24 protein-coding genes and 1 pseudogene are annotated in these 26,421 nt (G+C 71.0%); 12 read left to right on the top strand and 13 right to left on the bottom strand.

Annotated elements, in window-relative coordinates:
- Together ACYVO2_RS35015 and ACYVO2_RS35010 are read right to left on the bottom strand one after the other, a co-directional pair.
- A pseudogene (locus ACYVO2_RS35015) lies at positions 1–448 on the bottom strand (IS5 family transposase); the annotation flags it as partial.
- 422 nt (positions 449–870) lie between these two features.
- Positions 871–1,107, bottom strand: a complete 237-nt coding sequence (locus tag ACYVO2_RS35010) for a beta/gamma crystallin domain-containing protein (RefSeq protein ID WP_461012147.1) — start codon at positions 1,105–1,107, stop codon at positions 871–873.
- A gap of 778 nt (positions 1,108–1,885) precedes the next feature.
- On the opposite strand from ACYVO2_RS35010, the gene ACYVO2_RS35005 reads away from it, so the two are divergent.
- The 3 genes from ACYVO2_RS35005 (at position 1,886) to ACYVO2_RS34995 (ending at position 5,250) form a co-directional block, all read left to right on the top strand.
- A complete protein-coding gene (locus tag ACYVO2_RS35005) occupies positions 1,886–2,545 on the top strand; it encodes an HNH endonuclease family protein (protein WP_461012144.1) in 660 nt (219 codons plus the stop codon).
- Positions 2,546–3,159: 614 nt separating this feature from the next.
- Positions 3,160–4,956 carry a CocE/NonD family hydrolase C-terminal non-catalytic domain-containing protein gene (locus ACYVO2_RS35000; protein ID WP_461012143.1) on the top strand — a complete coding sequence of 599 codons (1,797 nt, stop codon included), beginning with the start codon at positions 3,160–3,162 and terminating at the stop codon, positions 4,954–4,956.
- Positions 4,957–5,127: 171 nt separating this feature from the next.
- The gene (locus tag ACYVO2_RS34995; protein ID WP_461012142.1) at positions 5,128–5,250 is read left to right on the top strand and encodes a hypothetical protein; all 123 of its coding nucleotides are present in this window, start codon (positions 5,128–5,130) and stop codon (positions 5,248–5,250) included.
- A 167-nt stretch (positions 5,251–5,417) separates the two neighbouring features.
- On the opposite strand, the gene ACYVO2_RS34990 is transcribed toward ACYVO2_RS34995, so the two are convergent.
- The 4 genes from ACYVO2_RS34990 to ACYVO2_RS34975 all read right to left on the bottom strand — a co-directional run bounded on the left by ACYVO2_RS34990 (position 5,418) and on the right by ACYVO2_RS34975 (position 10,162).
- Complete coding sequence (locus tag ACYVO2_RS34990; RefSeq protein WP_461012141.1) at positions 5,418–5,555, bottom strand: hypothetical protein; 138 nt, start codon at positions 5,553–5,555, stop codon at positions 5,418–5,420.
- Positions 5,556–5,842: 287 nt separating this feature from the next.
- Positions 5,843–6,508: a lytic polysaccharide monooxygenase auxiliary activity family 9 protein gene (locus ACYVO2_RS34985; RefSeq protein ID WP_461012140.1), complete on the bottom strand. Its 666-nt coding sequence runs from the start codon at positions 6,506–6,508 to the stop codon at positions 5,843–5,845.
- A gap of 1,628 nt (positions 6,509–8,136) precedes the next feature.
- Positions 8,137–9,525: a pyridoxal phosphate-dependent aminotransferase gene (locus ACYVO2_RS34980; RefSeq protein WP_461012139.1), complete on the bottom strand. Its 1,389-nt coding sequence runs from the start codon at positions 9,523–9,525 to the stop codon at positions 8,137–8,139.
- 67 nt (positions 9,526–9,592) lie between these two features.
- Positions 9,593–10,162 (bottom strand): effector-associated constant component EACC1, encoded by a 570-nt coding sequence (locus ACYVO2_RS34975; protein ID WP_461012138.1) that lies wholly within the window; start codon positions 10,160–10,162, stop codon positions 9,593–9,595.
- 124 nt (positions 10,163–10,286) lie between these two features.
- Between ACYVO2_RS34975 and ACYVO2_RS34970 the strand changes: the two genes are divergently transcribed.
- Positions 10,287–10,469 (top strand): hypothetical protein, encoded by a 183-nt coding sequence (locus ACYVO2_RS34970; protein ID WP_461012137.1) that lies wholly within the window; start codon positions 10,287–10,289, stop codon positions 10,467–10,469.
- Between the two features lie 368 nt (positions 10,470–10,837).
- On the opposite strand, the gene ACYVO2_RS34965 is transcribed toward ACYVO2_RS34970, so the two are convergent.
- Positions 10,838–11,032 carry a hypothetical protein gene (locus ACYVO2_RS34965; RefSeq protein ID WP_461012136.1) on the bottom strand — a complete coding sequence of 65 codons (195 nt, stop codon included), beginning with the start codon at positions 11,030–11,032 and terminating at the stop codon, positions 10,838–10,840.
- A 267-nt stretch (positions 11,033–11,299) separates the two neighbouring features.
- Positions 11,300–11,578 carry a hypothetical protein gene (locus ACYVO2_RS34960; RefSeq protein ID WP_461012135.1) on the bottom strand — a complete coding sequence of 93 codons (279 nt, stop codon included), beginning with the start codon at positions 11,576–11,578 and terminating at the stop codon, positions 11,300–11,302.
- 88 nt (positions 11,579–11,666) lie between these two features.
- On the opposite strand from ACYVO2_RS34960, the gene ACYVO2_RS34955 reads away from it, so the two are divergent.
- The 3 genes from ACYVO2_RS34955 to ACYVO2_RS34945 all read left to right on the top strand — a co-directional run bounded on the left by ACYVO2_RS34955 (position 11,667) and on the right by ACYVO2_RS34945 (position 13,970).
- Positions 11,667–12,113, top strand: coding sequence for a chaplin family protein (locus ACYVO2_RS34955; RefSeq protein ID WP_461012134.1), 447 nt, complete (start codon positions 11,667–11,669; stop codon positions 12,111–12,113).
- A 1,069-nt stretch (positions 12,114–13,182) separates the two neighbouring features.
- Positions 13,183–13,491, top strand: a complete 309-nt coding sequence (locus ACYVO2_RS34950) for a chaplin family protein (protein ID WP_461012133.1) — start codon at positions 13,183–13,185, stop codon at positions 13,489–13,491.
- Complete coding sequence (locus ACYVO2_RS34945) at positions 13,488–13,970, top strand: tail fiber domain-containing protein (protein ID WP_461012132.1); 483 nt, start codon at positions 13,488–13,490, stop codon at positions 13,968–13,970. Before ACYVO2_RS34950 ends, ACYVO2_RS34945 begins: the two co-directional genes overlap by 4 nt.
- A gap of 311 nt (positions 13,971–14,281) precedes the next feature.
- Here the strand turns inward: ACYVO2_RS34945 and ACYVO2_RS34940 are convergent, their stop codons facing one another.
- The 4 genes from ACYVO2_RS34940 to ACYVO2_RS34925 all read right to left on the bottom strand — a co-directional run bounded on the left by ACYVO2_RS34940 (position 14,282) and on the right by ACYVO2_RS34925 (position 18,721).
- Positions 14,282–14,581: a chaplin family protein gene (locus ACYVO2_RS34940; RefSeq protein ID WP_461012146.1), complete on the bottom strand. Its 300-nt coding sequence runs from the start codon at positions 14,579–14,581 to the stop codon at positions 14,282–14,284.
- A gap of 196 nt (positions 14,582–14,777) precedes the next feature.
- Positions 14,778–15,053 (bottom strand): hypothetical protein, encoded by a 276-nt coding sequence (locus tag ACYVO2_RS34935; protein ID WP_461012131.1) that lies wholly within the window; start codon positions 15,051–15,053, stop codon positions 14,778–14,780.
- A gap of 1,674 nt (positions 15,054–16,727) precedes the next feature.
- Positions 16,728–17,969 (bottom strand): IS701 family transposase, encoded by a 1,242-nt coding sequence (locus ACYVO2_RS34930; RefSeq protein WP_461012145.1) that lies wholly within the window; start codon positions 17,967–17,969, stop codon positions 16,728–16,730.
- An 83-nt stretch (positions 17,970–18,052) separates the two neighbouring features.
- Positions 18,053–18,721: a TetR/AcrR family transcriptional regulator gene (locus ACYVO2_RS34925; RefSeq protein WP_461012130.1), complete on the bottom strand. Its 669-nt coding sequence runs from the start codon at positions 18,719–18,721 to the stop codon at positions 18,053–18,055.
- A gap of 574 nt (positions 18,722–19,295) precedes the next feature.
- Between ACYVO2_RS34925 and ACYVO2_RS34920 the strand changes: the two genes are divergently transcribed.
- From ACYVO2_RS34920 to ACYVO2_RS34905, 4 genes are all read left to right on the top strand, one after another.
- The gene (locus ACYVO2_RS34920) at positions 19,296–19,904 is read left to right on the top strand and encodes a hypothetical protein (RefSeq protein WP_461012129.1); all 609 of its coding nucleotides are present in this window, start codon (positions 19,296–19,298) and stop codon (positions 19,902–19,904) included.
- 13 nt (positions 19,905–19,917) lie between these two features.
- Positions 19,918–21,258 (top strand): Dyp-type peroxidase, encoded by a 1,341-nt coding sequence (locus tag ACYVO2_RS34915; RefSeq protein WP_461012128.1) that lies wholly within the window; start codon positions 19,918–19,920, stop codon positions 21,256–21,258.
- A gap of 27 nt (positions 21,259–21,285) precedes the next feature.
- The gene (locus ACYVO2_RS34910; protein ID WP_461012127.1) at positions 21,286–22,383 is read left to right on the top strand and encodes a catalase family protein; all 1,098 of its coding nucleotides are present in this window, start codon (positions 21,286–21,288) and stop codon (positions 22,381–22,383) included.
- 104 nt (positions 22,384–22,487) lie between these two features.
- Entirely contained in the window at positions 22,488–23,135 is a 648-nt protein-coding gene (locus tag ACYVO2_RS34905) for a TetR/AcrR family transcriptional regulator (protein ID WP_461012126.1), read from the top strand.
- Positions 23,136–23,879: 744 nt separating this feature from the next.
- Here the strand turns inward: ACYVO2_RS34905 and ACYVO2_RS34900 are convergent.
- Positions 23,880–25,487, bottom strand: a complete 1,608-nt coding sequence (locus ACYVO2_RS34900; protein ID WP_461012125.1) for an MFS transporter — start codon at positions 25,485–25,487, stop codon at positions 23,880–23,882.
- Between the two features lie 195 nt (positions 25,488–25,682).
- Between ACYVO2_RS34900 and ACYVO2_RS34895 the strand changes: the two genes are divergently transcribed.
- Positions 25,683–26,321 (top strand): TetR/AcrR family transcriptional regulator, encoded by a 639-nt coding sequence (locus tag ACYVO2_RS34895; protein ID WP_461012124.1) that lies wholly within the window; start codon positions 25,683–25,685, stop codon positions 26,319–26,321.
- Positions 26,322–26,421 lie beyond the last annotated feature (100 nt).

Below are 26,421 nucleotides of genomic sequence, written 5' to 3'. Positions count from 1 at the left end.
AGGTGGAACGCCAGGGGCCGGCACCGGCCGTCGGCCGCGAGGTGGATCTTCGTGGTCACCCCGCCGCGGGACCGGCCGAGGGCGTGGTCGGCGGGCTCACCGGCCGGGGCCCCTTTTTGCGGGCCCCGGCCGCGTGCTGGTGGGCGCGCACGATCGTGGAGTCCACCGACACGGCCCAGTCGAGGTCCTCGTCGGCGTCGGCCCGGGCCACCAGGGCGGTGAACACCCGTTCCCAGGTGCCGTCCACCGCCCACATCCGCAGCCGGTTGTAGACGCCTCTCCAGTTGCCGTACTTCTCCGGCAGGTGCACCCACTGCGTGCCGGTCTGGAACTTGCAGGCGATCGCGTCGATCACCTCACGGTGGTCCCGCCAGCGGCCACCCCGCCTCGGTGTCCGGTCCGGCAACAACGGCTCGATCCGCGCCCACTGCGCATCTGTTAACGGCACAACCGGACCAACGACTAACTGATCCGAACGAAACTGCCTAGGAGACGGCCCGCCTGGCGGTGGGTGACCGCAGGACAGCACCAGGGGTCCTCGCCCTCGGCTTCGGCGGCCTCGGCGGACGCGAGAAAGGAGGGGCACCGGGGCGTTGCGGCCGGTCTTTCAGGTGATGTGGATGGTTGAGGACTGTGAGGTCATCTGGTTGCCGATGCAGAAGGGCAGGGTGGTGGTGCCCAGGGGGCGTCGTCGGTGGCGGTCACGCACACCCACATGCACGTGTGTGAGCCCTCGGTAGGGATGCGCAGGTCGATATCAGTGAAGGTGAGCGTCCGTCCGTCGGCGGACAGGGTGCCCTGGCGCGGGTGGTTTGTCAGGGTGGGGTCCATGACGGTCCGGCGCGCTCTTCGCGAGGACCTTGAAGGTGGTCAGGCCCCCGATACTACGGATGTCCGGCTGGTCGACGGACCACTCCTGATAGGCGTAACTGTCCCCTGGGCCACCTGCCACGCCTGGATCCTGGCGGTTCGACCCACCCGTACCGAGTAGAACTTGTCGTTCAGCCCGCCCCTGCCGCCGGGCAGACCCGTGGACAGATTCAAGTCCGCTCCGACGTTGTAGGTGTAGGCGGTACCCGTGTAGTTCGTGCCCGTGTAGAACGTCACCTGATTGCCGTACACCCTTCGACCTCCCAGCCACCCCACACGCCAGCACTGTCGGCCAGAAGGGATACCAACCACCGCACACGGTTCACACCGGACACCGACCAGATGGCCGCTACCACCCCGCACCACTCACAACGCCCCGACCGGAAGCCATGCCGCTCCCCGCGATACACGCCCCGCCTGCGCCGCCGGCCGCGGCCACCCGGGCTCGGGCACGACACAACGGTGAAGGAGTCGGCGCCCGCCAAGGACCTCGAGGTGACAACGCGTGCACTGGCAAGGTGGAAGCGGCTCACCCACGTGCACCGATGCGCCGCGCGTCAGGTACCTGCTACGGCTCGCGCCCGGCCTGAATCACACCGTGCAGCCGACCAACCGCAGCCCGGTGCCCGCCCCACCTCCCGGAGGGCCGACCCCCTGCGCCTTCACCGGCCTGCGGGAAAAGCGCTCCTCGCCGGAGCCCGCCGCCACCCCGCGCGGCCGACCTTCGGCAACGGCCCGACGGTGCGCGCCCGGCCCGGCACCACGGCAAGGCCCGGTCAGGGACGTCAAGACCGGCCCGCCGCAACGAGGTCACCCGCCCGCGCAGGCAGCGCAGCACGGCAACCGGCACGAGTGCAGGACCCCCGCCGGTCCCCCGGGGGCACCTCGCCGTCGCCCGCACCAAGGGCGCGCACGGGGGCCCACGGGCGCGTGCACCGAGGCCGCCGTTCACCCGGAAGGGTGGCGCGAGCCGCCCGGACGCATACCGTGGCCGCCGCAGGCGGAGCCTTCCGGCATGACAACCGCCTCACGTACCGCCCTGGCCGCCGCCGCCGCAGCGGCGGCCGCCTGCCTGGCCGTCCTGCCCGCCGCCCCCGCCCACGCCCAGTCCGACACCATGCCGCTGCGCACCGCGGTGGCGACCCTGCCGGTCGCCGAGGAGAGCCGGGCGGGGTATGTGCGCACCGCGTTCCGGCACTGGGTCGACGCCGACGGCGACGGATGCAGCACCCGCGCCGAGGTCCTGCTGGAGGAGGCGGTCCAGGCGCCGCAGGTCACCGGCCGCTGCACCCTGACCGGGGGCGCCTGGCACAGCTGGTACGACGACACCGAGGTCACGGACGCGCGCGGCCTGGACATCGACCACTTGGTGCCGCTCGCCGAGGCGTGGGACAGCGGTGCCGGCGCCTGGACCGCCAAGCGTCGCGAGGCCTACGCCAACGACCTCGGCGACAGCAGGGCGCTGGTCGCGGTCACCGCACGGTCCAACCGGTCCAAGGCCGACCAGGACCCCAGCGACTGGCTACCGAACCAGGAGGTGGTGTGCCACTACATCACCGACTGGACCGCCATCAAACACCGCTGGGACCTCACCGTCGAGCCCGCCGAGCACCGCACCCTGACCCAGCTCGCGGCCGACTGCCCGAACGTCCCCGTCACCCTCACCCCCGCCTGACCGGCAACCCACCCGGGCCCAAGGGCCGCCCCGACCGCGCCGGGCAGCTCACCCTGCCGCGGCAGAACCCGCCGCGGGGGGGTGACCACCGGCCCCAGGCCCGGCCACCGAGCCCGGGACCGACCGGGCGTGGTCGGTGGCCGGGGGCGGGCGCGGGCAGCCCCCTGGCGGCCCGCCCTCGGTGCCACCGGTCGGCAGCAGCGCAGGGTGGCCGGGCCCGAGCGCACCTGCCCGGTGGAGGGGACCCGCAGGAGGGATGGTTCGCGGCCGCGTCAGCGGGGTGGGCGTGGGCAATGTCGTGATGCGCTGCGGGCCGACGGAGGTACGCGCGGCCGGTCCGGTCTGCGTGATGTCCGCGGTCTGCGTCAGCCGTCCGTGGTTCGGTGCCGCTTCCCGTGACGGGTTGCGGTGCGCGGGGCAGGTGGGCGCGGTCCCGGCCATTCGGCTGGAGGCGGAGGGTGGCGGTGGGTGGTGCTGCCTTGGATCGGCGCGGTGTTTCCGCCGTTCGGGTACGGCCGACCGCTCTTCCGTTTTGTTGCTTTCATCACAATCCATGATCTGCCGTGGATGGCGTCCTCTCGGGCGCCGTGTGTCTGCCAGAAAGGGCGGTTCGCATGACAACAGCAGACGGAGAGCCGATCGCGTCGATCACCGACGCGACTCTCGCCGACATCGCCACCAACGGCATCTGGCGCGGCGCGGGCCTGGACATCAACCCGTCGGTGCTCGCCGTCGCCCGGGCGCTGCTCGCGGCCGTGCAGGGCACCGCCCCGGCCGGTGCGCTCCCCGAGGAGCTGCGGGAGCTGGTGGGCGGCGTTCGCCGGCGCGCCGAGGTGGCGCTCGGGCGCGTTCCCGTGGCGGAGGGGGTCAGCCTCTCCGCGTTCGCGATCAAGCAGAGCGCCGCGGAGCCGCGCCCGGTGGTGATCATGCCTGCGGGGTGGAGTCCGTACGGCTGGCTGCCGTTCATGGCCGGCTACCTGTCGCTGGCGGCGCGCGGCTACCACGTGCTGGCGTACACCCCCCGGGGCATCGGCAAGCCGGGGCTGGTGTCCACCTCGGACGGGTTCATCGACGTCGCCGGTCCGGTCGACTGGGCGGACGGGTCGAAGATGATCGACCACGCGCAGGAGCGGTTCGCGCCGAGCAAGGTCGGGTTCATGGGCCTGTCCTACGGTTCCGGGATCAGCCAGCTCGTCGCCGCGCACGACCGGCAGGACCGGGTCGCCGTCGTGGCCGCGCTGAGCACCTGGGGGAACCTGGCCACCAGCCTCTACGACAACGGCACCCGGCACGAGGAGGCCGTGCGGGCGCTGATCGAGTTCACCGGTGGCCCGGAGGAGGAGAAGTTCGACGAGGACACGCGGCGCATCCTCCAGGACTTCCGCGACGGGCAGAACATGCAGGGCGTGGTGGACTGGGGCGCCGAGCGCTCCCCGGAGACTTATGTCGACATCACCAACGCGCGGGGCATCCCGACCTTCTACTCGAACACCTGGCACGAGAGCCTGTTCCCGGTCGGGGAGGCGATCGCCGTTTTCGAGAAGCTCACCGTGCCCAAGCACCTGAACCTGTGGATCGGTGACCACGGCGCCCCGGAGGGCGCCGGCATCACCGGAGTGCCGACCGGGGTGGCCTTCCCCGGCCTGCTGGCACCGATGCGGGAGGCCTACGCCTGGCTCGACCACCACCTGCTCGGCGGGGCTGACGAGGTGCCCGACTGGCCGGTGGTCAGCAGCCAGGTCATGTTCACCTACGCCACCGCCCCGGCCGTCGGCGGCGGCCGGCGCATCACCGCCCCGGCCCGGCGTGAGCCGCTTCCCTCCTGGGCGGAGGCCACCACCGGCACGGAGTCCTGGTACCTGAACGGCAACGGCGGCGGGGTGCTGTCCGACAAGCCGTCCACGGGCTGGAGCCGCGGCTTCACCGCCGGCCACGAGACCTGCGCCACTGCGATGGACGACATCATGAAGACCGGGCAGAAGGAGTGGTTCGGCACCCCCAAGACCTACGACCCGGCCGGCTTCGAGCAGGCCAGGCTGCTGGTGTGGTCCACCGAGGAGCTGACGGGCGGCCGCCGGATCCGCGGCACCGCCCGGCTCCGGCTCACCGTCCGGGTCGATCAGGCCGACGCCGCGACCCTGGTCGCCTACCTCTTCGACATCGCCCCGGACGGCACCGCCCGCATCATCACCCACGAGCCCTTCACCGCCACCGGCCTGAGCGCCGGCACGGACCGGACCGTCGTCTGGAGTCTCCAGCCGACCGCCTACGACCTGCCCGACGGGCACCGCCTGGCCCTGGTCGTCAACAGCCGCGACAAGCTCTACGCGTTCACCGGCACCCAGGACAGCACCACCACCATCACCTCCCCGGCCGGAGAGGAAGCCGTCCTGGAGCTACCGCTCGGCTGAAGGACACCGCCGAGGTGAACGGACGGGACCGCACCTGCCGGACCCGCCCGTTCACCTCCCGGGCCCGGGCGGCATAGCGCGCCGGGCCGAGTCCCGGCGCCGCAGGCGATCACTGCGCCAGGTGGGGGGATCCCCGGCGCTGACGGCTGTTCCGGTGATCTTCTTGCCCGCGTGGCAGCCGCAGGAGTTGTAGCCGACGAGGAGGTCCAGCCCCAGCCCGCACGCCTGCTGGAACTGACAGGAGCGCGCACACTGTTCGCCGCCGACACCACCGCCGCCGCCGACCGAGGCTGATAAGCCCGACCCGCCCGACCCGCAGCGCGGTCCGGCGGCGGAACGCACTGCGACGCTGCCTGCCCGGCGGGCAGGCCGGTCCTGCGGCAGGCCGGCACGAGCGGGGCCGACACCCAGGCGGCGTCGCCCTGGTCGCCATCCAAGCCCTCCACCGGCACCTGGAAGATCTACGGGCGGAAGTCGCCGACCTGCGGGCACAGGTCGCCCGGCGCGCGGCGGGCGCGCCAGTACCCGTACCGCCGCCCGCCACGGACCCGGTCGGCGGCGCGGACGGCGGGACGAGCACCGACCGCTACCGCTGGCATCTTGCGACTGGGTGGCCCAGTACCGGTTCGTCTGCCCCGAGCTGAAGCGTGGGGACCGCGCCGTGGCCCCAACCCCGCAGTGCGAAGCAAGGCAGTCGACCCTCGTACCCGGGGATGCCTGCGCTCCGGTGATCGCCGCGGCGAGTGTCCGCGCGTCGGCCCGGAAGCGTGGGCCCGGTGTGCAGGGCCATCGAGCGGCCTGCCACGCTGACGCTCCTCGCCAGCGCGTCTCAGCAGCGCCGGTGTCCCCGTCAGTCACTTTCCCGTTGTTGTCTCTCCTGGAGAGATCACTCTTCTCCGGCGCTGGTGCTCTTGGTAGGGAACTCGACATCGATGACCTGGTAGAAGGCCCTGGCGGTGTCGGCGACCTCCCACACGGCGAGGATCACGTGGTATCCGGTGCGCGCGGGAAGCGGCACGGAGTGCTTCACCTCCGACGGAGGGGTGAGTTTGGCCCCGCACTGGTTGTCCCAGTACGGCTCGCACGGGTCTTGCAGCTTGGACAGGATCGGCTTGGTCTCGAACTGCGCCCGGGTGAGAGGCTTGCGCGGGTCCCAGTTCTGTTTGGTGATGAAGTAGTTCCAGCGCCGGGTCTTGTGCGGAGCCGTCAGCGTCCAGGTGAACGTCAGCGGCTTGCCGGAGGCGACTTTGGTGCGCGGCCAGTCCTTGCCGCTCGGGTCCTTGACCCCGTCCAGCTTGCTGGCCAGCGATATCCCCGCACTGGCGATCTTCCCGTCCGGCGGCGGGGCGGCGTTCGCCACATCCTGGGGCGCGTCCGGGTCCTTCAAGCCGCCCTTGGTGGCGGGGAAGAACTTGCCCGATTCCAGCCCGTTGGCATCTCCGCCCAGATACCGCGCAGCCCGGGACTTCGGGGATGTGACCCGGCCGTGCCGCGGTTCGGCAAGACCCACTACCGGTCCCTGCGCACCCTGGCCTGCTCTGCTGTCACTCATCTTGATCCTCCTCGGCAAGGTTGCGGACGGTTCGGGCACACCACTTATGCGGCGGCCAGCGTCCGAGCCTGTTTCTCTTCCATTCCATCCGCCGCTTCGCGCCGCACGTCATCTACGCCTAGCCCGAATGAGTGACGGATGCCGCCCGGCGACCAGCAGCTCGCCGTAACCCTCGCCCGCCACGCCAGCGTTTCCGGCTCCAGCCGAACGCTGCCGAGCCCGCGGTGCGCCGGGGCCGGCTCTGCGCCCAGCTTCACCCGCACACCCTTCACGCCCTTGAGCAGTCCGGCACCGGGGCAGAAGGCGTTGCCGTGTCGGCCACCGTTCGAAGCCCACGGCACGGGCGCGCCGGACGGTCCGGGGAAGTGGCCGTCGCCGACAGCGCCCCGGGAGGCAACGCTGTGCGGTCGGCAAGCGGTGGCCGGGGCGTGCCTGGCAGCCGCTACGACGGCAGGCCGGTGGAAGCACGTGAGGCGCGGCCTGGGGTGGTCACTCCATGCCACGGTCGCTGACCGGCACGGCGGCCAGGGGAACACGCCTGTGGGGAGGGTGATCACGGGGAGCTCGCTGGCCGCGCCCGCGCACGTGGTGCCGGGCTCTTCCTCATCAGCTGGGAAGGCGTCGGGGCTGGGAGGTCGAAGAGCAGGTCGTCGATCTGGGCCCGTGTCGTGCACGGCATGACGAAGCCGTATACCTGGGAGCCGACCGTGGCCAGGGACCACTTCGTGACGATGCTCTCGTTGAACCACCGGAAGATGAACCGCGCATCAGGCAGAGGTTGCACTCAGTGTCTGCCGTTCCGCTCCAGTCGGTGGCTTCCCGGCCCTTGCTCGAGGATGGCGCGAGGTCGCACCGTCCCCGTCGGTGTCCTGCTTGGTGCGCGTCGGGCGTCTGGGGCCTCCACGCGTCCCTCGGGCAGCGCGGCCAAGGCGTCCGTGTCCCCGTGGGCAGGCTTCAATCGCCTCGGGCGGCACGGCCACCAGAACCTTCGACGCGGAGCGATTCAGCCTGAGTCGTGGAGGTGCCGGGGAACGTGCGCCGGTCGGGTGGACTGCGGCGGCGGTGCCGCAGGCGGCAGTCGGAAGGATCAGCGGCACGCAGGTGCTGGACACCAACGGGTCCATCCCCCAAAGGATCTGCCCGACGCGCCCCGGCGCAGAGCGCTGACCCCGCCGATCCGACCGCACCTACCACCGCGGCGTACGGCACCAGCCGTGCGAACTGCCTGCCACGTCTTTCCCGCTGCCAGCCGCCTCGTGCCGTCCTGCGCGGCGCACCTTCTCCGCGCAGGAGCGCGAGGTGGTGGCCTGGGATCTGGAGAAGCCCGGCGGCGCCACCACACGCCTTGGTCCACCAGGCGACGACGGAGAAGCACTGCCTGGTGAACCGAGCGACGTCGGAGAAAAACGCCTGGTGCAGCCGGGCGTCGCAGATGTGGGGGCCGCCGGTGGTGGGGGCGCGTAGGGCGGTAAGTAACCGGTGCAGCAGTTCAAGGGTAAAAGGGGCGCCGCGGTGGTCGATGCCGGTACCGGGTGACAGCACCGCGAGGTAGGTAGGCGGCGAACGGGTTGCACCACAGCGGCGCACACGCGGTGGGCCGGACTGTGCACGGCTGGCTGGTGGGCGGTTCACCCTTCGCCGTCGGGTGGAAGCCGGTCCAGTGCCTTCCGGATGGCCGCGACGGCGTCGCAGACCTTCCGGGGTTCGTAGGCGGTGAAGCACAGGCGGAAGTAGCCGGGTTCCGGGCAGGACAGGGTCTGCCCGGGCAGGAGCTGCACATGCGCGTTCCGGGTGATCCAGGTGTCGAGCGCCGCCTCCTTGTCGTGGATCTCGGGAAAGAGGCCGGGTGAGCCCGGCGGCACCCACCGCAGGTAGCGGCGCAGGTCCAGCAGGAAGAACTGGGCGGGGTTCCGGCCGCTGCGACCACGTCCCACGTAGTCGATCCGCGCCCGGTCCAGGGCGTCGGCGACCCGGTGGTGAGCCTCGGTCAGCAGGCCGCGGTAGGCGTCCATCAGCTCCCGGGGCAGCCATGGCTCGCCGGGTTGTCCGGCGGCGAACAGCCGGCGCAGGTACACGTTCTTCAGCGAGTCCAGGGGGCCGAACCAGGACAGGGGGGCACGGCCGGGGGGATCGCCCCGCATCACCTTCCGCACCGGCGGTGACTTGGAGACCAGGAAGCCCGTCCGGAAGCCGGACAGGCCGAAGTCCTTGCCCAGGCCCCAGACCAGGTGGATGCGGTCGGGGTGGGCCGCGTAGGTGTCCAGGGACAGGACGCTGGTGAACGGCGGGTCGGCCGTCTCGATCTGGGAGTGCGCGTAGATCTCGTCCGTGACGATGTGCATGTCGGTGCTGGACATCACCCAGGAGCAGATCTCCTCCAGGAGGTCCCTGGAGTGGTTGACGCCCAGCGGGTTCTGCGGATTGGTCAGCACCAGCAGCCTGGGGCGCGGCGGCTGGAGGCGGTAGGCGTCCTGGATGTCCCGCAGCGTGAGCTCGAACCGATCCGGGTGCACGGGCACGCAGTGCAGCCCGGGCCGCTGCTCGAAGCACCAGCGGAAGCCCTGCCAGCAGGGGGCGGGCAGCAGGACCCGGTCGCCCGGCTCGAGGACACCACCGTCCCGCAGCGCGAACGCCAGCGATTCCAGAGCCCCGGACACCCCGGCGGTGGCGAAGACGTCGGTGCGCCAGTCGATCGCAGGGGAGAACGACGCGCGCAGCAGGCGCCCCACGTCCTCGCGGAGCCGGTCGAGGCCGTAGGGCGGCGCCTTGTACCGGATGTCGTCCTCCTCGACGGTCGCCCTGTCGAACACCATCCGTTTCAGCAGCGGGTACAACAGCACGTTGTCGGCGATGCCGAGGTTGACCACCGGCTCCCCGGTGGCCTCGTAGTACGCGGCGAGGCGCTGCTCGGGATCGGCGATCCGCAACGCCCGCACCAGCGGGCCGTGCTGCCCGCCGTCCTGGTGTCCGGCCGCGGGCGCCGCGGCCTGCCCGGTGTCTTCAACCGCCCTCGTCATGGTGCCCACCCTCACGCGCGGCAGCGCACCCCGCCACGCGGCACGGCCAACCGAGTGAACACGCCGGTCACGGCCGCGCCGAGCCCCCGACGCAGTGTTTCGCACGGTACGGGCGCGCCGGACGGCCCGGGGCGGTGGCCGCTGCCGACAGCACCCTGGGGTCATTGCCGCGTGGCCGGCGAGGGGTTGGCGCGGGGCGTGACCCGTCTCCGCCGGACGGGTCCTCTCCGGCCGGTTCCCGCTCGTCCGTCTCCCGGGCGGAGGGCTCCCGCAGGGCCTCCGCCACCCGCTGGGCCAGTTCGCCGGTGCCCTCCGCGGTCAGCGGCCGGACCTTCTCGGAGGCGACCACCAGCTGGGTGCCGTCCGGCCGGTTGATGGTGACGGTCACATTGCTCCGCCGGTTCTGCAGCCAGACGACGAGAGCGGCGCCCGCTGCCGCGGTGGGCCCGCCGGGGGCGAGCAGCAGGGTCAGCAGCTCGCTCCAGGCACCGCCCATCGCTCCCGCGGGCGCGCTGTCCGCGAGGTCGCGCCGCACCAGGCCGCGCAGTTCGGGATCCTGGCGCAGCCAGTCGTACAACTCGTCCGTGGCCCCCGCGTGGTCGCCGCTCGCCGCCTGTACGCCGAGTGTGAGACGCACCCTCGCTCCTCCCCCGGCAGTCGCGGCCGTACCGCTCCCGCCGCTCATGCGTCCGTATGTCCCTGTATCCCCAACCCCCCTTACCCGCTCGCCGGTTCCCGCACATCACAGTCACAGCTCAAAGATGCGTGCTCTGCGCACGTGGCAGCGGAGCTGCCCCGGATCGGTGAAGGGCATCGGGGAAGCCATCATCGGCTTCGCCGAGGAGATCCTCACCGACGACCGCCAGGACGTCGCCGACACCCTCCAGCGGTTGCAGGTCGCCGCCTGCATCCAGGCCCTCGAAGCGCACCACACCACCGTGTAGCGCGCACCGCGGACGGCGGTGGTCGGGGCCGGGCGCCCGGCGTGATCGCTGAGGGAGAAAGGGCCCGCCGCCCCGGCCGCGGGTCCTTTGTCGTCCCCGTGGGGCGGCCTGCTCTTCGCCCGGGAGGGTCCGCAGCGAAGTTGTCGGCGCCCCACGGCCCTGCCGAGCGCCCTCTTGTCCTCCAGGTCACAGGCCCTTTCGGGTGCGCTCCGCCGACCTGTGTGAGAAGACCCCGCAGAAGACCTCGCACGAGACTGCGCACAGGACTCCGCAGAAGACCTGGGAGGAGTGTCGTTCGCCCTGCGTGGGCTCGGTGGGTCCCAGGTCCTTCGGCGAGTGTGCCGGGCCTGGTGTCGGTGAGTGGCTGCTCAGGGCGCGGTGCGGGCCGACAGGTTCGTCAGGTGGTCGGCCGTGGTGAGCAGCAGTTCCGAGTGCCCGGGGTCGGTGGCCGCTTCCAGGCCGGCGGAGTAGCCGAGCAGCGGGATGACGCGCTGGAGCGCGGCTCGCAGGTCGGCGACGTGCTCGTCGCGGTCCTCAGCGACGGGAGCGGGCGTGATGTCCATCGGGTCTCCTCTGCGGCGGTTTCGCCACGGTGCACCGGATGTCAGGCTACGAGCCCGTGTCCTGCCGGTCCTCGGTTCCTGCGACCTCCTGCGGGCCGGGCCGGGATGTCCGTTTCGGCCCTTGACCTTGTCCGGACGGTTTGTCCGCAGCCGACGCCGCAGCGGCGCTGGGCGGCCAAGGCCTACTTGTACCGGCGCAGTCGCCGGGCGGTCAGCGACGGCTTGATGTGGGCCGGCGCAGTCGCCGGGTGGGGGGCTGTGGGGTCATCACACGGTCTTTCCCGTGGGCGGAGTGGGCGGGGCGGGGTAAGTGGGCGGCTGCTCACTGCGGCCCGGCGCGGCGGGCGGGATGGGCGCGGTAGGCGGGTTGTGGGCAGCGTGGTGTTGCCGGATGCGGCGGTTCGTGTCGGCGGTGAGGACGGCGAGGTGCTGCCGGGTGCCCTCCACCGTGGCCAGGTCGGTGTCCTCCACTCGGTCGCGGTCGCCGAAGCGCGGGCCGGGGTTCGGGGAGGCGCTGACGGCGCGCTGGAGTCGGGGGGGTGGCACCGGTCCTGCACCGGAATCAGCGGCGCGGTGCGGCCGAATGGTTGATGGGTCTCGTGCCCCTGGACGGTGGTGAGTCGTTTCAGCGGGCATGAGTCCGCGTCTGGCCGCCCGCGCCGTCTTGGTCCTCGCGTTCCTGGCCGCAGGGAGTCTCGGGCTGTCTGCGGCCCCGGCACGGGCCGGCGGGATCATCAACATCCTCAATCCCGCGTTCGGCAACGGCTGCGAGAACCACTACCAGCACGCTTCGGCCCGCGGCGCCGTCGCCACCCACCCCGGCAGCGTCTCCGGCAACGGCGTGGGCGTACCCGTGACCGGGCCGGTCAACCAGTGTGGCAACGCCGACCTGCCCCTCGGCAGCGCGAAGCACGACGTGTGCAACATCTACCAGTCCTTCCCCGGCTTCAACATCTCGTCCGGGCAGGTGCTCAACGATGCGGTCGACACCCCGAAAGAGGTCATCGTGCAGGTGATCACCCTCCTGACCACCGCCGACATCACCTCCGACAAGCCCATCACCAACGGAAGCTGCAACTGAAGGCCGCTGCCCGGTCCGGCCGACTCCCACAGCCCGGGTGAGCAGGGCCGGCAGGGCCCAGCCTCGCGGTCGGTGAACCCCGCGAGCCGTCACCACGACCACCGGCCCGGATGGCTGTGGCGCAGATCGGGGCCGGTGTCGAGCGGCGGGGGCGGGCCTTGGCCGAAGTCGATCGGTTGTGGGTGGAGCTTCAGCGCCGGTGGGTGCAGGGCAGTGCGTCGGTCGTCGCCTGGCGGACCTGTTCGGGCAGGCCTTGGCCGCCGGCGCGCCGGGGGAGGTCGTCTCGGAGCGGCTCGGAGGGCTGCGCCGGCAGGTTCACTGGCTTCCGCCGCAGGTCGCGGAGTGCTTGTCCGCGGCCGCGCAGGCGCCCGAGCACGACGCCGTCGGCGTTGTGCCCGCGCCGGCCCGCGCGGCGGTGGCAGGGCCGGTGGTGGCGCGGGGGCCGTCCGCGTCGGCGGTCACCAATCCGCCTTCGGCCGCAGTGGGCGCCAGCGCAGTGACGGGGCGGCCGGGGCGGCCGGCCCCGGGGTGCCGACCGGACAGGCCGGGGACGATGCGGACAGCGGAAGCGTGGAGGACTACGCGCTGGAGGCGGCATCGCCACCTGTGTCACCTGGGAGGAACTCGCCCGGCGGTTGGCGCAGGACGGGTACGCGGTCTCGGGCGCCAGGTGAGGAAGTGGCTGCGCGTGGGAGAAGGCGGGCCTGGTCCGGCAGACCGTACGCGGGAGCCACGGCCCCGCAGGCATCCCCGCCAAGGACTTCCCCCCGCCCGCCGATGGATGAGCCGGGAAGGCCGATGTCGGCGGAGGCGGGCGGATCGGCGCGGCGGTTCTGCGTCCGGGCGGCTGACCGTGGCAGGGCCCAAGCGGCCCGGGCGGCGGGGCGTCGCCCGGGCCGGGAGGGCGTGCGGGGATGCGTGCCTGCTGGTGGGCCGTCCGGGCGCTGTGGGTGCCCGGGCCGTGTCCGGCCCGGGCGCGGCCGCGTTGGGTCCGGCAACAGGACGGGGCGCAGGCGGTGGAGGCGGGTCGGTGGCGAGGATGCGGTTGCGGCGGCGGACGGTGCGGACGGTGACGGTGCTGGCGGTCTCCACCGCCGGGTTGGCTGGCGCGGCAGGTCCGGTGTCGGCCGGCACCGTTGTGGGCGGCCTCAACCCTGCGTTCGGCAACAGCTGCGTCGTCGACTCCACCGGGGGCCAGGCCGCCGGGACGGCGGTCCGCGGACCAGGCCTGGTCAACAGCAACGCCGTCCAGCTCCCTCTGGACTCCCCCGGCAACAGCTGCGGAACCGCCGGCATCGGCAGTCTCCCCTTCAGGGGGATGGGTATTTCGGACCGAGGGCTCAAGACCGCGGTGACGCCGGTGGTGTGGGAGCGATGAGCCCGCGCACACTGCTGCACCGTGTCCTGTCCGCGTGCCGTCCCTCGCACCGGGCCGCCCGCCGCTCCCCCGGCGCCGGAGCCGGCCTGGCCTCCGCCGCGGTCACCGGCGCCGTCCACGGCGCAGGGCCAGTCAACGGCTACCAGCTTCTGGAACAAGTCGCAGCCCTGCCAGTTGCCACGTGGCGCTACCACTGGGACCCGCCCCATGTGCGGCACCTGGGGCCGATGGCCCAGGACTGGCACGCCGCCTTCGGACTCGGCGGCACCGACAAAGCCATCTGCTGCACGGACGCCAACGGCGTCGCCCTGGTCGCCATTCAAGCCCTCCACCGCCACCTGCACGACCTACGAGCACAGATCACCGACCTACGGGCACAGGTCACCGACCTGCACACCCAACTCGCCGGCCCCCAGGCGGCCGTACCACCGCCCGCCCCGGCCGCGGACCCGGCCCGCCAAGTGATCCACTCCGCATGACGGTGGGATGCGACGACGGCGACCACCGATCCGCGGCACACCGCAGGTACTCCCCTGCCGCGGGCCACGCGGCAGGAGCGAGCGCACCGGCCCGGCCGGGCCTGCGCGCGGGCGTTCTCCCCCGCGCACCCCGGGCCCCGCGTGAGGCCACCGGACGGCCAGAGCCGCGCCCACCGCGCCGCAGGCACCACTGAACCGGTGAACACCGCACCATGCCGCGCATCCTCACGCCACCGCCCCGACGCGGACCCGGGCGCAGGACGGGCACCCAATACCTTGCACGGCCTGTGGCCCTTTCGTGCCGGGGGTTTTCAGGTGGCCTCGTCCTGTTCGTCGGTTTGGGGCCTGCCCTCCTGGTTTCCGGTGAAGGAGCCCTCCAACACGCTGTAGCCGCCCCCGCCCTCGGTGCCTCCGCAGTGGTTGAAAGGGCTGGTGACCAGCGCGGCGATCTGGTTGCCCGAGGCGGTGCTGCCCGAGCCAGTGACGGCGCCGTGGGCGGTCGCGTGCTGGTAGCGGTTCTCGAAGCCGTCGCCGAAAGAGGGGTTGAGGAGCTGAATGATCCCACCCGCCCACGCGGCATGTCCCGATCCCAAGCCGCCCGGCAGGAGCATCACGGCGACCACGGTGAGGGCGCGGGCAGCGCAGACTCATGCCTGCCTCAACGACCCCGCCACGGCTGTGGGCACGCCACCGACCGGCGGGGATGGGGGGCCGATCACCCGACCGGCCCCCGACAGCAGCCAGCCGGCAGCAGCGTGGACGCCGGTTCCTCACCACCCCGGTCGGCCCCAACTCCCCGCGCGAGGGTCAGGCGCAGTCTGCGAAGGTGCGGCGCGCGGGGTTGATTCCGGGCTGGAGGTTGTAGACGGTGGTGATCCTCTGGGTCGTGGTGTTGACCACGACTCGCCAGCGGGCGCTGTTGGGCACGCCCTGGGCGTCGCCCCTGGTGCCGTTCACCTCGTACCTCGTGTTGTCACCGCCGTTCGGCGGGTTCGGTCCTGCCTGACCGATGCCGTTGATGGGCGAGCCGGTGGCGCGCTGGATGCACCTGACGAGGGCGTCGATGTCGATCCGGGTCTGCATCGGTGTGTGCCGGTTGTCGATGTGCCTGAGGTCGGCACACCGCAGTACTGCCAGGCGGGCGTTGCCGGCCAGCCCTCGCAGGGTGAAAACAGGCGTGTTCGGAACCTGATCGTTGCGGTTGGCTTGGCTGACACAGTGGTGGCCGGAGGGCAGGATCTGAGGCGCAGCGGATGCCGTGGTGGCCGGAGGGTTGAGGAAAGCCAGAGCTAGAGCCAGGGTCGGCAGGACGCGGCCGGGAGCGGCGAGGGCCGTGCGGAGGGCTTGGGAGTGCGGTGCGTGTGCATACGGGTGCTCCAAACGGGTCTGCCCGGGGCGGGCGCGGCACTGGGGAGGGTTGCTCAGGCCAGCCCGGATCGGGCAAGCCAGGTCTTTTGCTGGGTCAGGATCCTGCGCTGGAGGAGGGCTGCGGGTGTTGTCGCGGTGGCCCGCAGGCCTTGCGGCAAGGTGGGTCCGGGGGGCGACGGTCCGGCGCGCATCGTGGGTGCAGGGCCGTCTGTCGGCCGGGGGCTTGCCCGGCTTTTGTGCACCCGGAAGTGCCTCACCCAAGGTATTCCATCGCGATGAGTACGGCATCGGGATCTTGACCGTGGGGCCGAGTCCCGGGTGGAGTTGGCTTTTGCGTTCACGGCCTGATGCTCTGCACAGGTACAGCCGACCGTCGGTGGTGGCGGTGGGGTGTTCGGGCAGGGCGGCCGCCAGGCGGGCCAAGAGGTGCGCCGCTTGGTAGTAGGTGACCGCGGGCATCACCAATCAGTCCATGCCCTCCGCCTCGGCGGCGGAGGGCATGGACAGCACCCGCTCCGCGAGACAGCCCGCGTCCGTGCGCCCACGCCGGATCGGCGGGGAGCACACAGGGCTGGTCCGGCCCGGTCTTTGTCATACCCACCAGCCTCCCGGCCGGCCGAACCCGCACCCGCACCCGCACCCGCACCCGCACCACCGAAACGGCGAACAACATCGCCCGCCGCGCGCCTTCCTGCCCCGCCCCGCCGCTGCCCGGCCTCTATTCCCGGCCGGGCGCCCTGGCCACGCACGGGGCCACCCAGTCGGCCAGCGCATCGCCGCCAGGCTCCCCCGCCACGCCGCCCGCCGTACCGTCGCCACCCCTTACCTCCTCCACCGACCGGACCGGCGAGAGGTGTACAGGGGGTTGCCGACGCCCACGGCGCACTCACCACGGACTCTGACCAGCAGCAACGGCGGCCGTCACGCTGAGGCCGGTCGCCGACCGCGCTTGGTGCGCCAGCCGGATACGAAGCCCCGCACCCGCACCCCACCCGCTCCGCGCCCTCACGAAGGTGCGCTGCCCGCACCAGAGCGCGGCGCGGGTGGTGCGCACCGGTGCGGTGGTGGGACGGGAGAGCTCACCGCGGTTGATCGCGGCCTGGGCTCGGGGGGGCAGGTTGGCGGCTGCGGGCGATGACGGCGGCGATGCACGCCGGGGCGCCGCAGGTGGTGCGGGAGCGGGCGCCGGGCGGCAGGCACTACATGGCGCCGCAGCCCCGGCAGATGGCCACCCGCACGCGGCGGTACCAGCAGGCCCTGGCCGCTGGGCGGCGCTGGGCGGCGCTGGGCGGCTATACTCCAGTCAGAAATCGTTGCCTGAGCTGGTTCTTCTTTGGTAGTGGCAGCGGCGGGCGGTCGCTTGGTGTTGTCTGCGCCAGACGGACCAGTTCAGCGCGTGGATGACTGCTCCGAGGCGGGGTGTGGGGCGGGGCAGGAGAGTGTCCAGGAGTCTGCGGACCTCCGCCACCGTGAAGCGGATGGTGCTGGTGGGGTCGTTTCTGCCACCCCCCTTTCGGTTGCCTGGGCTGCGACGACGGCCAGGAACGCGTGGGCGAGCATGGCCAGCGTGATGTGCCTGTACCAGCCCGGATAACGACGAACCTCGTACTGGTCCAGGCCGCATTCGTTCTTCGCGGCCTGGAAGGCTTCCTCGATCGCCCATCGCGAGCCGGCGCTCCGGACCAGGTCAGCAACGCTGGTGCCGTTGGGGGCGTAGGCGAGGTAGTAGGCGATCTCGTCCGGGCGGACCAGGCTGCGGCGGCCCAGTACCCACCTCTGGTGGGTGGGCCGGTCGCCGTCGAAGACACCGATCGCCGACAGGCGTGCGGCGGCCCAGTCATAAAGACGCGGGCCTTCGGCACCGTCGCCGCAGGAGTGGCGTTCCCATGCCTCGCCTGGGGCGTCGGCGACGGCCTGGTCGATGCGACCGAAGGGAGCGTGCAGTTGCTGCGACTTCGGCACGGCCAGGACACAGCCGACCCCGGCTTCCTCCAGGGTGCGGCGCATGCGCCATTCCTGGCCGTAGGCGCAGTCGCCCGTCACCCAGGCGATTGGCAGGGGCGAGGCCAGCGACCGCAGGATCATCGCGCGGGCCAGCTCGCCCTTGGTCGCAAAGACGCGGCTGTCGGGGACCTTCGCCGCCCGGCACCGGTCCGTATCCGAGGTCCAGGACTTCGGCAGATACAACTCCCGGTCCACCAGCGCTCTGCCCCTGGGCGAGGCGTAGGCGGTGAAGACCTCGATCTGGCAGTTCTCCGTCCGGCCGGCCGTACCCGAGTACTGCCTTTGCACCCCTGAGGACGTGGTGCCCTTCTTGAGGAAGCCGGTGTCGTCCACGATCAGGACCCCGTCCGGGGTACCGAGGCGTTCGGCGACGTAACGCTGCACGTCGTCCCGGACCGCATCGACATCCCAGGACGCGCCGTTCAGCAGGTGCTGGAAGCTGGCCGGCCCGCAGTGACCTGCGTACTCGGCCAGCTGCCAGCCGTTCTTCCGCTCCACCGGAGCCAGCAGACCACGCACGTAGTCCCGCATCCGCCACCGCAGATCCACCCGGGAGAACCGGCCCGCAACCCGAGCGAACACCGACTCCAACTCCGCGACCCACAAACCGGCTTCATCCGTCCCCACCACGACCAGCACAACGAAGCCGAGCAGCTCAGGCAACGATTTCTGACTGGAGTACTAGGGCCTGAGTGTAGGAGGGCATGTGCTCAACGCCCGCCTTCCTCCGCTCCGGCGCGGTCGCCGGTGCCGAGCAGGTAGGCCTGGCAGAGCGTGATCAGCTCGTTGAGTTGCTGATCCTCGGGGAGTTGGTGCCCTCCTGCAGCGTCCGGGCCGAACATGACCTGCCACATGGCCGTGCTGAACACCGCGCGGAAGGCCATGGGCACCGCTGACTCCGGGTGGGGGCAGGCGAGCTGTCCGGCGCGGTCCAGTATCAGCGAGGTGAACAGTTCTTCCGCCAGGGCGCTGGTGGCGTTCCCGCGCTTGCGCAGAGACGGGTCGGCAGCGGCCCGCAGGATCAGCGGCGCCATCACCGCCCCGTGCCGGACCACCTGCCGCGCCAGGGCATGCACCGCCTCCGCCACCAGCTGGGTCGGCGACATGCCTGTGCCTTCATCGAGCCCTGCGAAGGCGTCGCGCAGGTCCGCATCGACCTCGTCCAGCATGTCGTGCTGGACAGCATGCACGAGGCCGCCCTTGTCGATGAACCGCTCGTAGACCGAACCGACCGACACCCCGGCCGCCGCCGCCACCCGGGCCACGGCCAAGCCCTCCCAGCCGCCCTCAGCCAGCGCCTGCCGCGCCGCCGCCAGGATCTTTCGCTCCGTGATCCGGCTGCGCTCCTGCTGCGCCGGGCGTCGTCTCGGTGGTGCCATGGCCTTCCTCCCGCTCATTGCCCCACGGTTCCGGTTCCATCCTAACCAGAACCTGAATCTGAGTTTGGATTCAGGTATGACCGACCCCCGCTCTGACGTGTACGGGAGTGCGCGACGACCAGGACCAGGGGTGGCCCTCTCCTCGGATGGCCTACACCCTGGCGAACGACCTCTACCTGCCCCACCGGCACCACTGGCTCCGCGTCAGTGGCGATGACCTCGACTGCGGCAGGGTCAGGGAGAGCTCACATCTCGCTACTCACCCCGGCGTCGACGCCACGCGCTGGGCGTCTTCGATGCCAACATGCCGGCGGCCACGCCAAGGTGCTGGTCGCCACCTCGGGAAGGCGCCCGGTCCAGTTGAGGCGAGTGGCGCGTTGACAAACCACCCGCGCAAATTGATGGTATAATCAGCTATGTGGATATACTCAAACTTGCCACGCATCTCCGTACCTCATGTAGCGAAGTGGTCGATTTGATACTTATGTGAAAACTCTCACGATCCTATTGGTGCGGCTCTGCCGAGTCGCCGTACAGCGTCGGCTGGCGGTCGACGCGCCGGACGAGAGGTGCGATGAGCGAGAACGATCTGCACGCGAGATTCCAGAAGCTGCCCGAGGCCGTCCGTGAGCGCGTCGACTCGACGCTGGCGGACGCGAAGATCGCACTCAAGCTCCGTGTCGCTGAGCTGCTGGCCGACAAGGAGGAGATGGCAGAGCATGCCGTCACCACCGCCGGCCGAATTGGAGCCAAGAGCGGCGAGGTGTCCGAGCTGACCACGATCCTGCCGCTGAAGCCGAACGGCGCCGAACGTCTGCGGAAGTTCTTCAAGCTGGTGGGCGGGAATCTTGCGGGCGCCGGTCAGGTCGGCACGCTGCACAACATGCGTTTCGTGTTCCTCGACAACGACACCAAGCTGCTGTTCGCGACTGCTTTCGACGGCGAGTGGGACCCCTACATCGACGACTTCGCCACCAAGATCCCCGACTTCATGGACTACCTGTTCGCCAACGTCGAGGGCTGGCCCGGCATCACCTCGCCCGATGTGAAGGACTTCATCGTCAAGTACCAGATCCCGGCGGAAGCGTGGTTCGTCGCCCATCCCAACCTCACCGTCGCGGAAGCCCACCGGCTCAAGCGGCAGGAGGCCGCGGTGCAGCGCTTCCTGTCGGATCTCAACTGAAGGCAGGCGCACCATGCCTTCCCCGCTGTTCCGGCGGCTGCGTCGGCCCCCGACCCTGGACCTCGACGACATCCAGGCGACACTGCTGCGGGCCCGGCCAGAGCCCTATTTCGGCACTCACGCGATCCTGGAGATCACCGAGCCCGCCGCGGGCAGGGAACTGCTGCGCAGACTGGCTCCGCGGGTGACCTCGGCGGCCCGCTGGGACGAACCGCGGCCGTCCTGGCTGGCCCTCGCCCTCAGCTACCAGGGACTGGTGGCGCTGGGCGTGCCGGAGACGTCACTGGCCTCCTTCCCCGCCAACTTCCGTGCCGGAATGGCCGCCCGCGCCGAGCGGCTGCGCGACACCGGCGTGAACGCCCCCAAGAACTGGGAGTTCCCCTTCGGCACGCCGCGCGTGCACGTGGCCGTCACGGTGTACGCCGCGAGCGAGGACGACTGGCGTGCCGAGGTCGCCGCCTACGACAAGGAGCTGGGGGAGGTTTCTGGTGTGCGGCTGCTGTCCCACCAGGACTTCGCGGCCGACGGGTTCAACGTGTTCGGCTACCGGGACGGCTTCAGCCAGCCGGTGGTCGAGGGCAGCGGCGCCGAACTGCTGCCCGGCGACGGCCGCCCGATCAAGGCGGGTGAGTTCGTGCTCGGGTACCCGAGCGAGACGGGCGTTCCGCTGCCCGTGCCAGCTCCGGACGTCCTCGGCCGCAACGGCACCTACGTGGTCTTCCGCAAGTACCACTCCCACGTCGCCGCCTTCAACAAGTGGCTGCACGACAACGCCCGTACGGAAGCCGAACGCGAACTGCTGGCCGCCAAGCTCGTCGGCCGCTGGCGCAGTGGCGCACCCCTGGCCCTGGCCCCCGAGCGCGACGATCCCGCGATCGGCGAGGACCCGAACCGGATCAACGACTTCGACTACTCCGCCGACCCGCGCGGACTGCGCACACCGCTGGGTTCCCACATCCGCCGGATGAACCCGCGCGACACCAAGCTGACGGTCCTCACCGACGTCAGCATCCGCCGGGTCATCCGCCGCAGCACTTCTTACGGCGCCCCGCTGCCCCCGGACCGGCTCAAGGATGACGGCAAGCAGCGCGGCCTGGACTTCATCGCCCTCGGCGCCCGTGCGATCGACAACGTCGAGTTCCTGCAGAGCGAGTGGGTCGGTTCCGGCAACTTCATGGGCCTGGGCAAGGAGAAGGACCCGATGATCTCCCTGCAGGACAAGGGCGCCTACTTCACCGTGCCTGGCACTCCGCCCCGCAGGGTGCAGAACATCCAGTCCTTCAACACCCTGCTCGGCGGCGAGTACTTCTTCATGCCCAGCCTTTCCGCCATCCGCTGGCTCGGCAGCATCTGACCCCTTACTCCCGCGCGGAGGCCACCCATGACCACACCCCATACGTACGTCAAGTACCGCCCCGACATCGAACAGCCCTTCCCCGACGAGGAGGAACTGATCCGCCAGGTCGTCGAGGCCATGGGCAAGGCCAACCAACAAGTCGCCGACAAACACCGGCACGGCCTGCGCGACGCCCACGCCAAGAGCCACGGCGTCCTCGCCGGCGAACTTCGTATCCACTCCAGCCTCCCCGCCCACCTGGCCCAGGGCCTCTTCGCCGAACCCGCCACCTACCAGGTGATCGTCCGCTTCTCCTCCGCCCCCGGCGACCTGCGCTCCGACCAAGTACCCGTCCAGCGCGGCATCGCCATCAAGGTCATCGGCGCGCCCGGCCCCCGCGCCCTCGACGACGGCCACACCACCCAGGACTTCCTCCTCGTCAACCACCCCACCCTTCCCTTCGGCAACATCGCTGAATACGCCAAACTCCAGGAGCTCCTGGAAAAGCAGCCCCGCCAGAGCGACCAGCAGCTCCAGCTCACCGGGCTGGCTGCCCGCGCCGCCGCCAAGGCCCTCACCCGCATGGGACGCCCGCTCCCACCGGCCGTGGAGACCCTGGCCGCGGCCAACCACCACATCCTCGGCGAGACCTTCCACTCCATGGCCGCGCTGCGCTACGGCGACCACGTCGCCAAGATCTCCGCCGCGCCGCGCTCCGCGAACGTGCGGGCCCTGACCGGTCGGCCTGTCGAGAAGAATGCTGGCGAGTCGGCGCTGCGCGACCTCGTCGTCGACTTCTTCGCACACAACAGCGCCGAGTACGACATCCGCGCCCAGCTGTGCACGGACATCGACCGCATGCCCGTGGAGGACGCGTCGGTCCTCTGGCCCGAGGAACTGTCACCCCACAAAGTCGTGGCCGTGCTCCACCTGCCCGCACAGGACGCCTACAGCGACGCCCGCCGCCGCTACGCGGATGACGTCCTGTCCTTCAGCCCCTGGCACGCCTTGGAGGCCCACCGTCCGCTGGGCTCCATCATGCGCTCCCGCCGCGCCGCCTATCCCAGCTCCAGCGACTTCCGCCACCGGCTCAACGGGATCGCCCCCCAGGAGCCGGAGAGCATCAAGGAGCTTCCCGCCTGATCAGGCAGGCCGATCCGCGCATGCGGCCACGGATCGGGCCGGGACTCACGTGTCAGAATGGAAGTGCCCGTTCTTCGTCCGGTTTTCATCATCGAGGTTCATCCGTGTCCCAGCCCGTTGGCCGTGTGCCGCAGCGACGCAATGCACGGTCCAACCGGGCGCGCATCCTGGCCACCGCGCGCCAGGAGCTCGGACGGAACCCCGACACCACCCTGGAGGAGCTGGCCCGCGCCTCCGGTGTCGTCAGGCGCACTCTTTTCGGGCACTTCCCCGGCCGGGCGGCGCTCTTGGAGGCGCTGGCCGAAGAGGCCGCCGAGGCTCTCCAGGCCGCCGCAGCGGCTGGAGTGAGGGCGACCGAGCCGGCCGAGCGGGCGCTCGCGCACTTCTCGTTGTCGATGTGGCCCGTGGGTGACCGTTACCGGATGCTCTTGGCGCTGGCCCAGCGGGACCTGGGCATGGAACGCGTCGGTGAGATCCTCAAGCCCGCCCGGTTCAGGGTCACGGCCATCCTGGAGCGGGGACAGCAGGACGGCGTCTTCCACTCCCACCTGCCGCCTGCGGTCATGGGCGCCGGCCTGGAGGCGATGACGGTCGCCCTGCTGGAAGAGGTCAACACCGGCGCGCTGGAGGACGACGGGACGCGTACGGCCGTCACCACGCTCATCGCGGCCGGTGTGCCGGAGAAGCAGGCGCGCGTCGTGGTCGATGACGTGGCCGCCGCGTTCGCGGCGGAAGCCGTCGCCGATAGCTGAGTCGCAGCACGGCTGCTGGCGCAGAGGTGGAAAAGACCCCGGTGCGAAGGCATCGGAGTCTTGGCACGTGTGCCCCCGCCTCCGACGCCGTGGTGACGTCGCGCACCCCGGTGGTGAGAAGCGAGGTCGCAGCGGGCAGCATCGTGGTCGTCGTCACCGAGGACGCGGGGGACGAGTCGTCGGACGACGGGACACCGGCCGGTGCCAAGACGGTTGACGACACTGCGACGACATCGTCGTCGACGACCGGCGGTCACGGAGACCTACCGACGCCAGACGACACCGAGCCCTCAACCGCCCGTGCGCGGTTGAGGGCTCGGTGACGTCGTCCTCAGAGGTTCCGGTACGACGGGTTGTTGTGGAAGCGAGTCGGCCTGTACGGCGGTGGACCGCCCTTGAATACGAGGTCGCTGCGCGGCTGGTCGCCGGTAGCCGTTCCGTGAGGTCCACGGGAGTTTGCCCTGACGATCCCGGGTCTGCCGCCGATGGGATCCCGCTCGTCGGGCGGGCCCTGCCCGCGGCCTCGGCGATGTTCCGAGCCGGCTGGCAGGGGCGCGGCTCAGCGTTTCCAGGTCGCGTCGGCTCTTCATGTGCGGACAACGAAAAGGGACGGTGCCGGGTGTCCCCTCCCGGCACCGTCTGGGGCCGTGCGCCGCTCAGGCACGGCCCGCTTGGGGGTGGAGGAGGCCGGATCGGGTGTCCGACCTCCGATCGGCGCTTCGGGTCGCGCCGGGCCTGTGGGGCTCAGGCGGCGCCCACGGTCTCGGCCTCTGCCGCCGCCGGATCTTCCTGGCGGTGCTTCCCGGTGGCCTTGCGACCGGGAAGCACGGCAATGACGATCAGGGTGCCGGCGCCCATGATGATCGCGCCGATGAGGCTGGTGTGTGCGATGGCGTGGGCGAAGGACTCGTGCACCGCCTCGATCAGGGTCTGGGCCTGCTGGGGGCCACCGCCCGGGGTCTTGGCCACGTGCTCGGCGACCGCGAGGCCGCCGCCCACCGAGTCCTTGGCGGTGTCCATCGCCTCGGCCGGGAGACGACCGCCGATCATGTCGGTCAGCTTGTCCTTGTAGGACGTGGCGAGGAGCGAGCCGAGCACGGCGATACCCAGTGCGCAGCCAAGTTCCAGCGCGGTGTCGTTGGCGCCGCCGCCGACGCCCAACTCGGACTCGGGGAAGGAGCCCATGATGGTGTCGGTAGCCGGGGCCAGGCTCAGGCCGACGGCGAAGCCGAGCATCAGCAGGGGCGTCAGGAAGTTTGTGTAGGTCGAGCCCGACTCGATCTGCGTGAGCAGGAAGACGCCCGCCGTGCCGATCACCATGCCGGTGCCCACGACCAGCTTCACACCCAGTTTCGGGGCCAGCTTGCCTGTGACCGCGGCGCCGACGAAGACGGCTCCGGCCAGCGGCAGCAAGCGTATGCCGGTCTCCAGGGCGTTGTAGCCGAGAACGAACTGCAAGAACTGGGTGGAGTAGTAGATCGAACCGAAGGTGCCGAAGAAGAAGAACAACACAGCGAGCATCGAGCCGCTGAACGGGCGCTCGGTAAACTTGCGCACGTCCAGCATCGGGTTCGGGTGCTTCAACTCCCAGGCGACGAAGGCCAGCCCGCCGACGGCGGCAACGACGGCCGCGGTGATCGGGCCGACGCCCCAACCGAAGTGCGGGCCCTCGATGGTCGCGTAGACCAGGCTGCCGACGGAGACGATTGAGAGCAGCCCGCCGATGTAGTCGATCCGGCCCATGCTCTCCGCCTTGGACGGCGGAACCAGGAGCAGTGCGCCGATGACGCCGAGGACCGCGAGTGGGACGTTCATGAGGAAGGTGGAACCCCAGGCGTGGTCCTCCAGCAGCCAGCCGGCGGCCACCGGGCCGGCGGCGATGGCGAGACCGGACGTGGCGCTCCAGGCCGTGATGGCCTTGGCGCGCTCCGCCCTGGGGAAGATCGCGACCAGCAGCGACAGGGTGGCCGGCATGACGACGGCGGCACCGACGCCCATGATCGCGCGGGAGATGATGACCAGGTTGGTCTCGTCGACCAGGCCGCCCATCACCGAACCGCCCACGAAGATCACCAGGCCCAGGATGAGTGCGCCGCGCCGGCTGTATTTGTCGCCTATCGCGCCCAGGACGAGCATCAGCGCGGCGTACGGGACGGTATAGCCGTCGATGACCCACTGCAGGTCACTGCTGGACAGCCCCAGGTCTTTGGTCAGGTCCGGCGCAGCCACGACGAGCGACGTATTCGCCATGACGACGATCAGCAGGCTCAGGCAGAGCACCAGCAGGGCCCACCAGCGCCGTGGATAGGGCCCAGTCATCTGCTCGGCGGGTGTGTTTGCAAAGAGCGGCATCAAAAGGCTCCTCGACAGGAGGCGAAGCTGAGGCTTCAGGGTTCGCGGATGGGGTGTGAAGGGCGGGCGCGGCCGCGGCCGTAGACCGGCGAGGCACCGCGAGCAGTTAATTGCCCACTGATGTGCAGACTAGTTTATTGCCCATCGATGTGCAACTATCGAGCTGTCCCCGCCCCGTCGACCGGAGGTTCCGACATGACCCGCGCACACGCCACAGACGCCTCAGGGCGCAGCCGGACCCGTCTCACAAGGGCCCGCATCCTCGAGGCGGCCAAGCAGGAACTCGGCCGCGATCCCGAGAGCAGCGTGGGTGACATCGCCGAAGCGGCGGGCGTGGTGCGTCGCACGGTCTACGGCCACTTCAGCGGCAGGGCCGCGCTCGTGGAGGGGCTGGTGGAGGAGGCTGCGCATGCGCTGCGGCAGGCGCTCGCGGCACCGGGGACTCCCGGGCCGGACGCCGTCACCGCGCTGGCGCGCTTCGTCCTCGCCGTGTGGCCCGTCGGTGACCGCTACCGCATGCTGCTCCGCCTCGCCCCGCAGGACCTCGGGGTCGGGCGGGTCGACGAAGTTCTCGCCCCCGCGCGCGAAACGGCGGCGTCGATCATCGACCGGGGACAGCGGCAGAGATCCTTCCACGCAAGCGTTCCGCCCGGCCCCCTGAGCCGGGCGCTGGAGGGACACCTGCTGGGGGTCCTGGAGTGCCTGAACGCCGGGACCTGGACCGACGACGGCACGCGCACCACGACCGCCGCTCTGATCGCCGTGGGAGTGGACGGCGACCGCGCCATCACCTGCGTCCGAGGGCTCGGCCGGCCCGAGTCCCTTCGGGTCTAGGGCCTCTCGTTTGGATCATCGGGCGGACCACAGGAAGATGCCTGCGATGTGGAGTCCGGCCAGGTAGATGGTGGCGGTCTTGTCGTAGCGGGTGGCGATG

It is taken from the genome of Streptomyces capparidis (assembly GCF_054782095.1).
The sequence above is the reverse complement of the archived record's forward strand: the minus strand, read 5'-3'. Positions and strand labels throughout refer to the sequence as shown.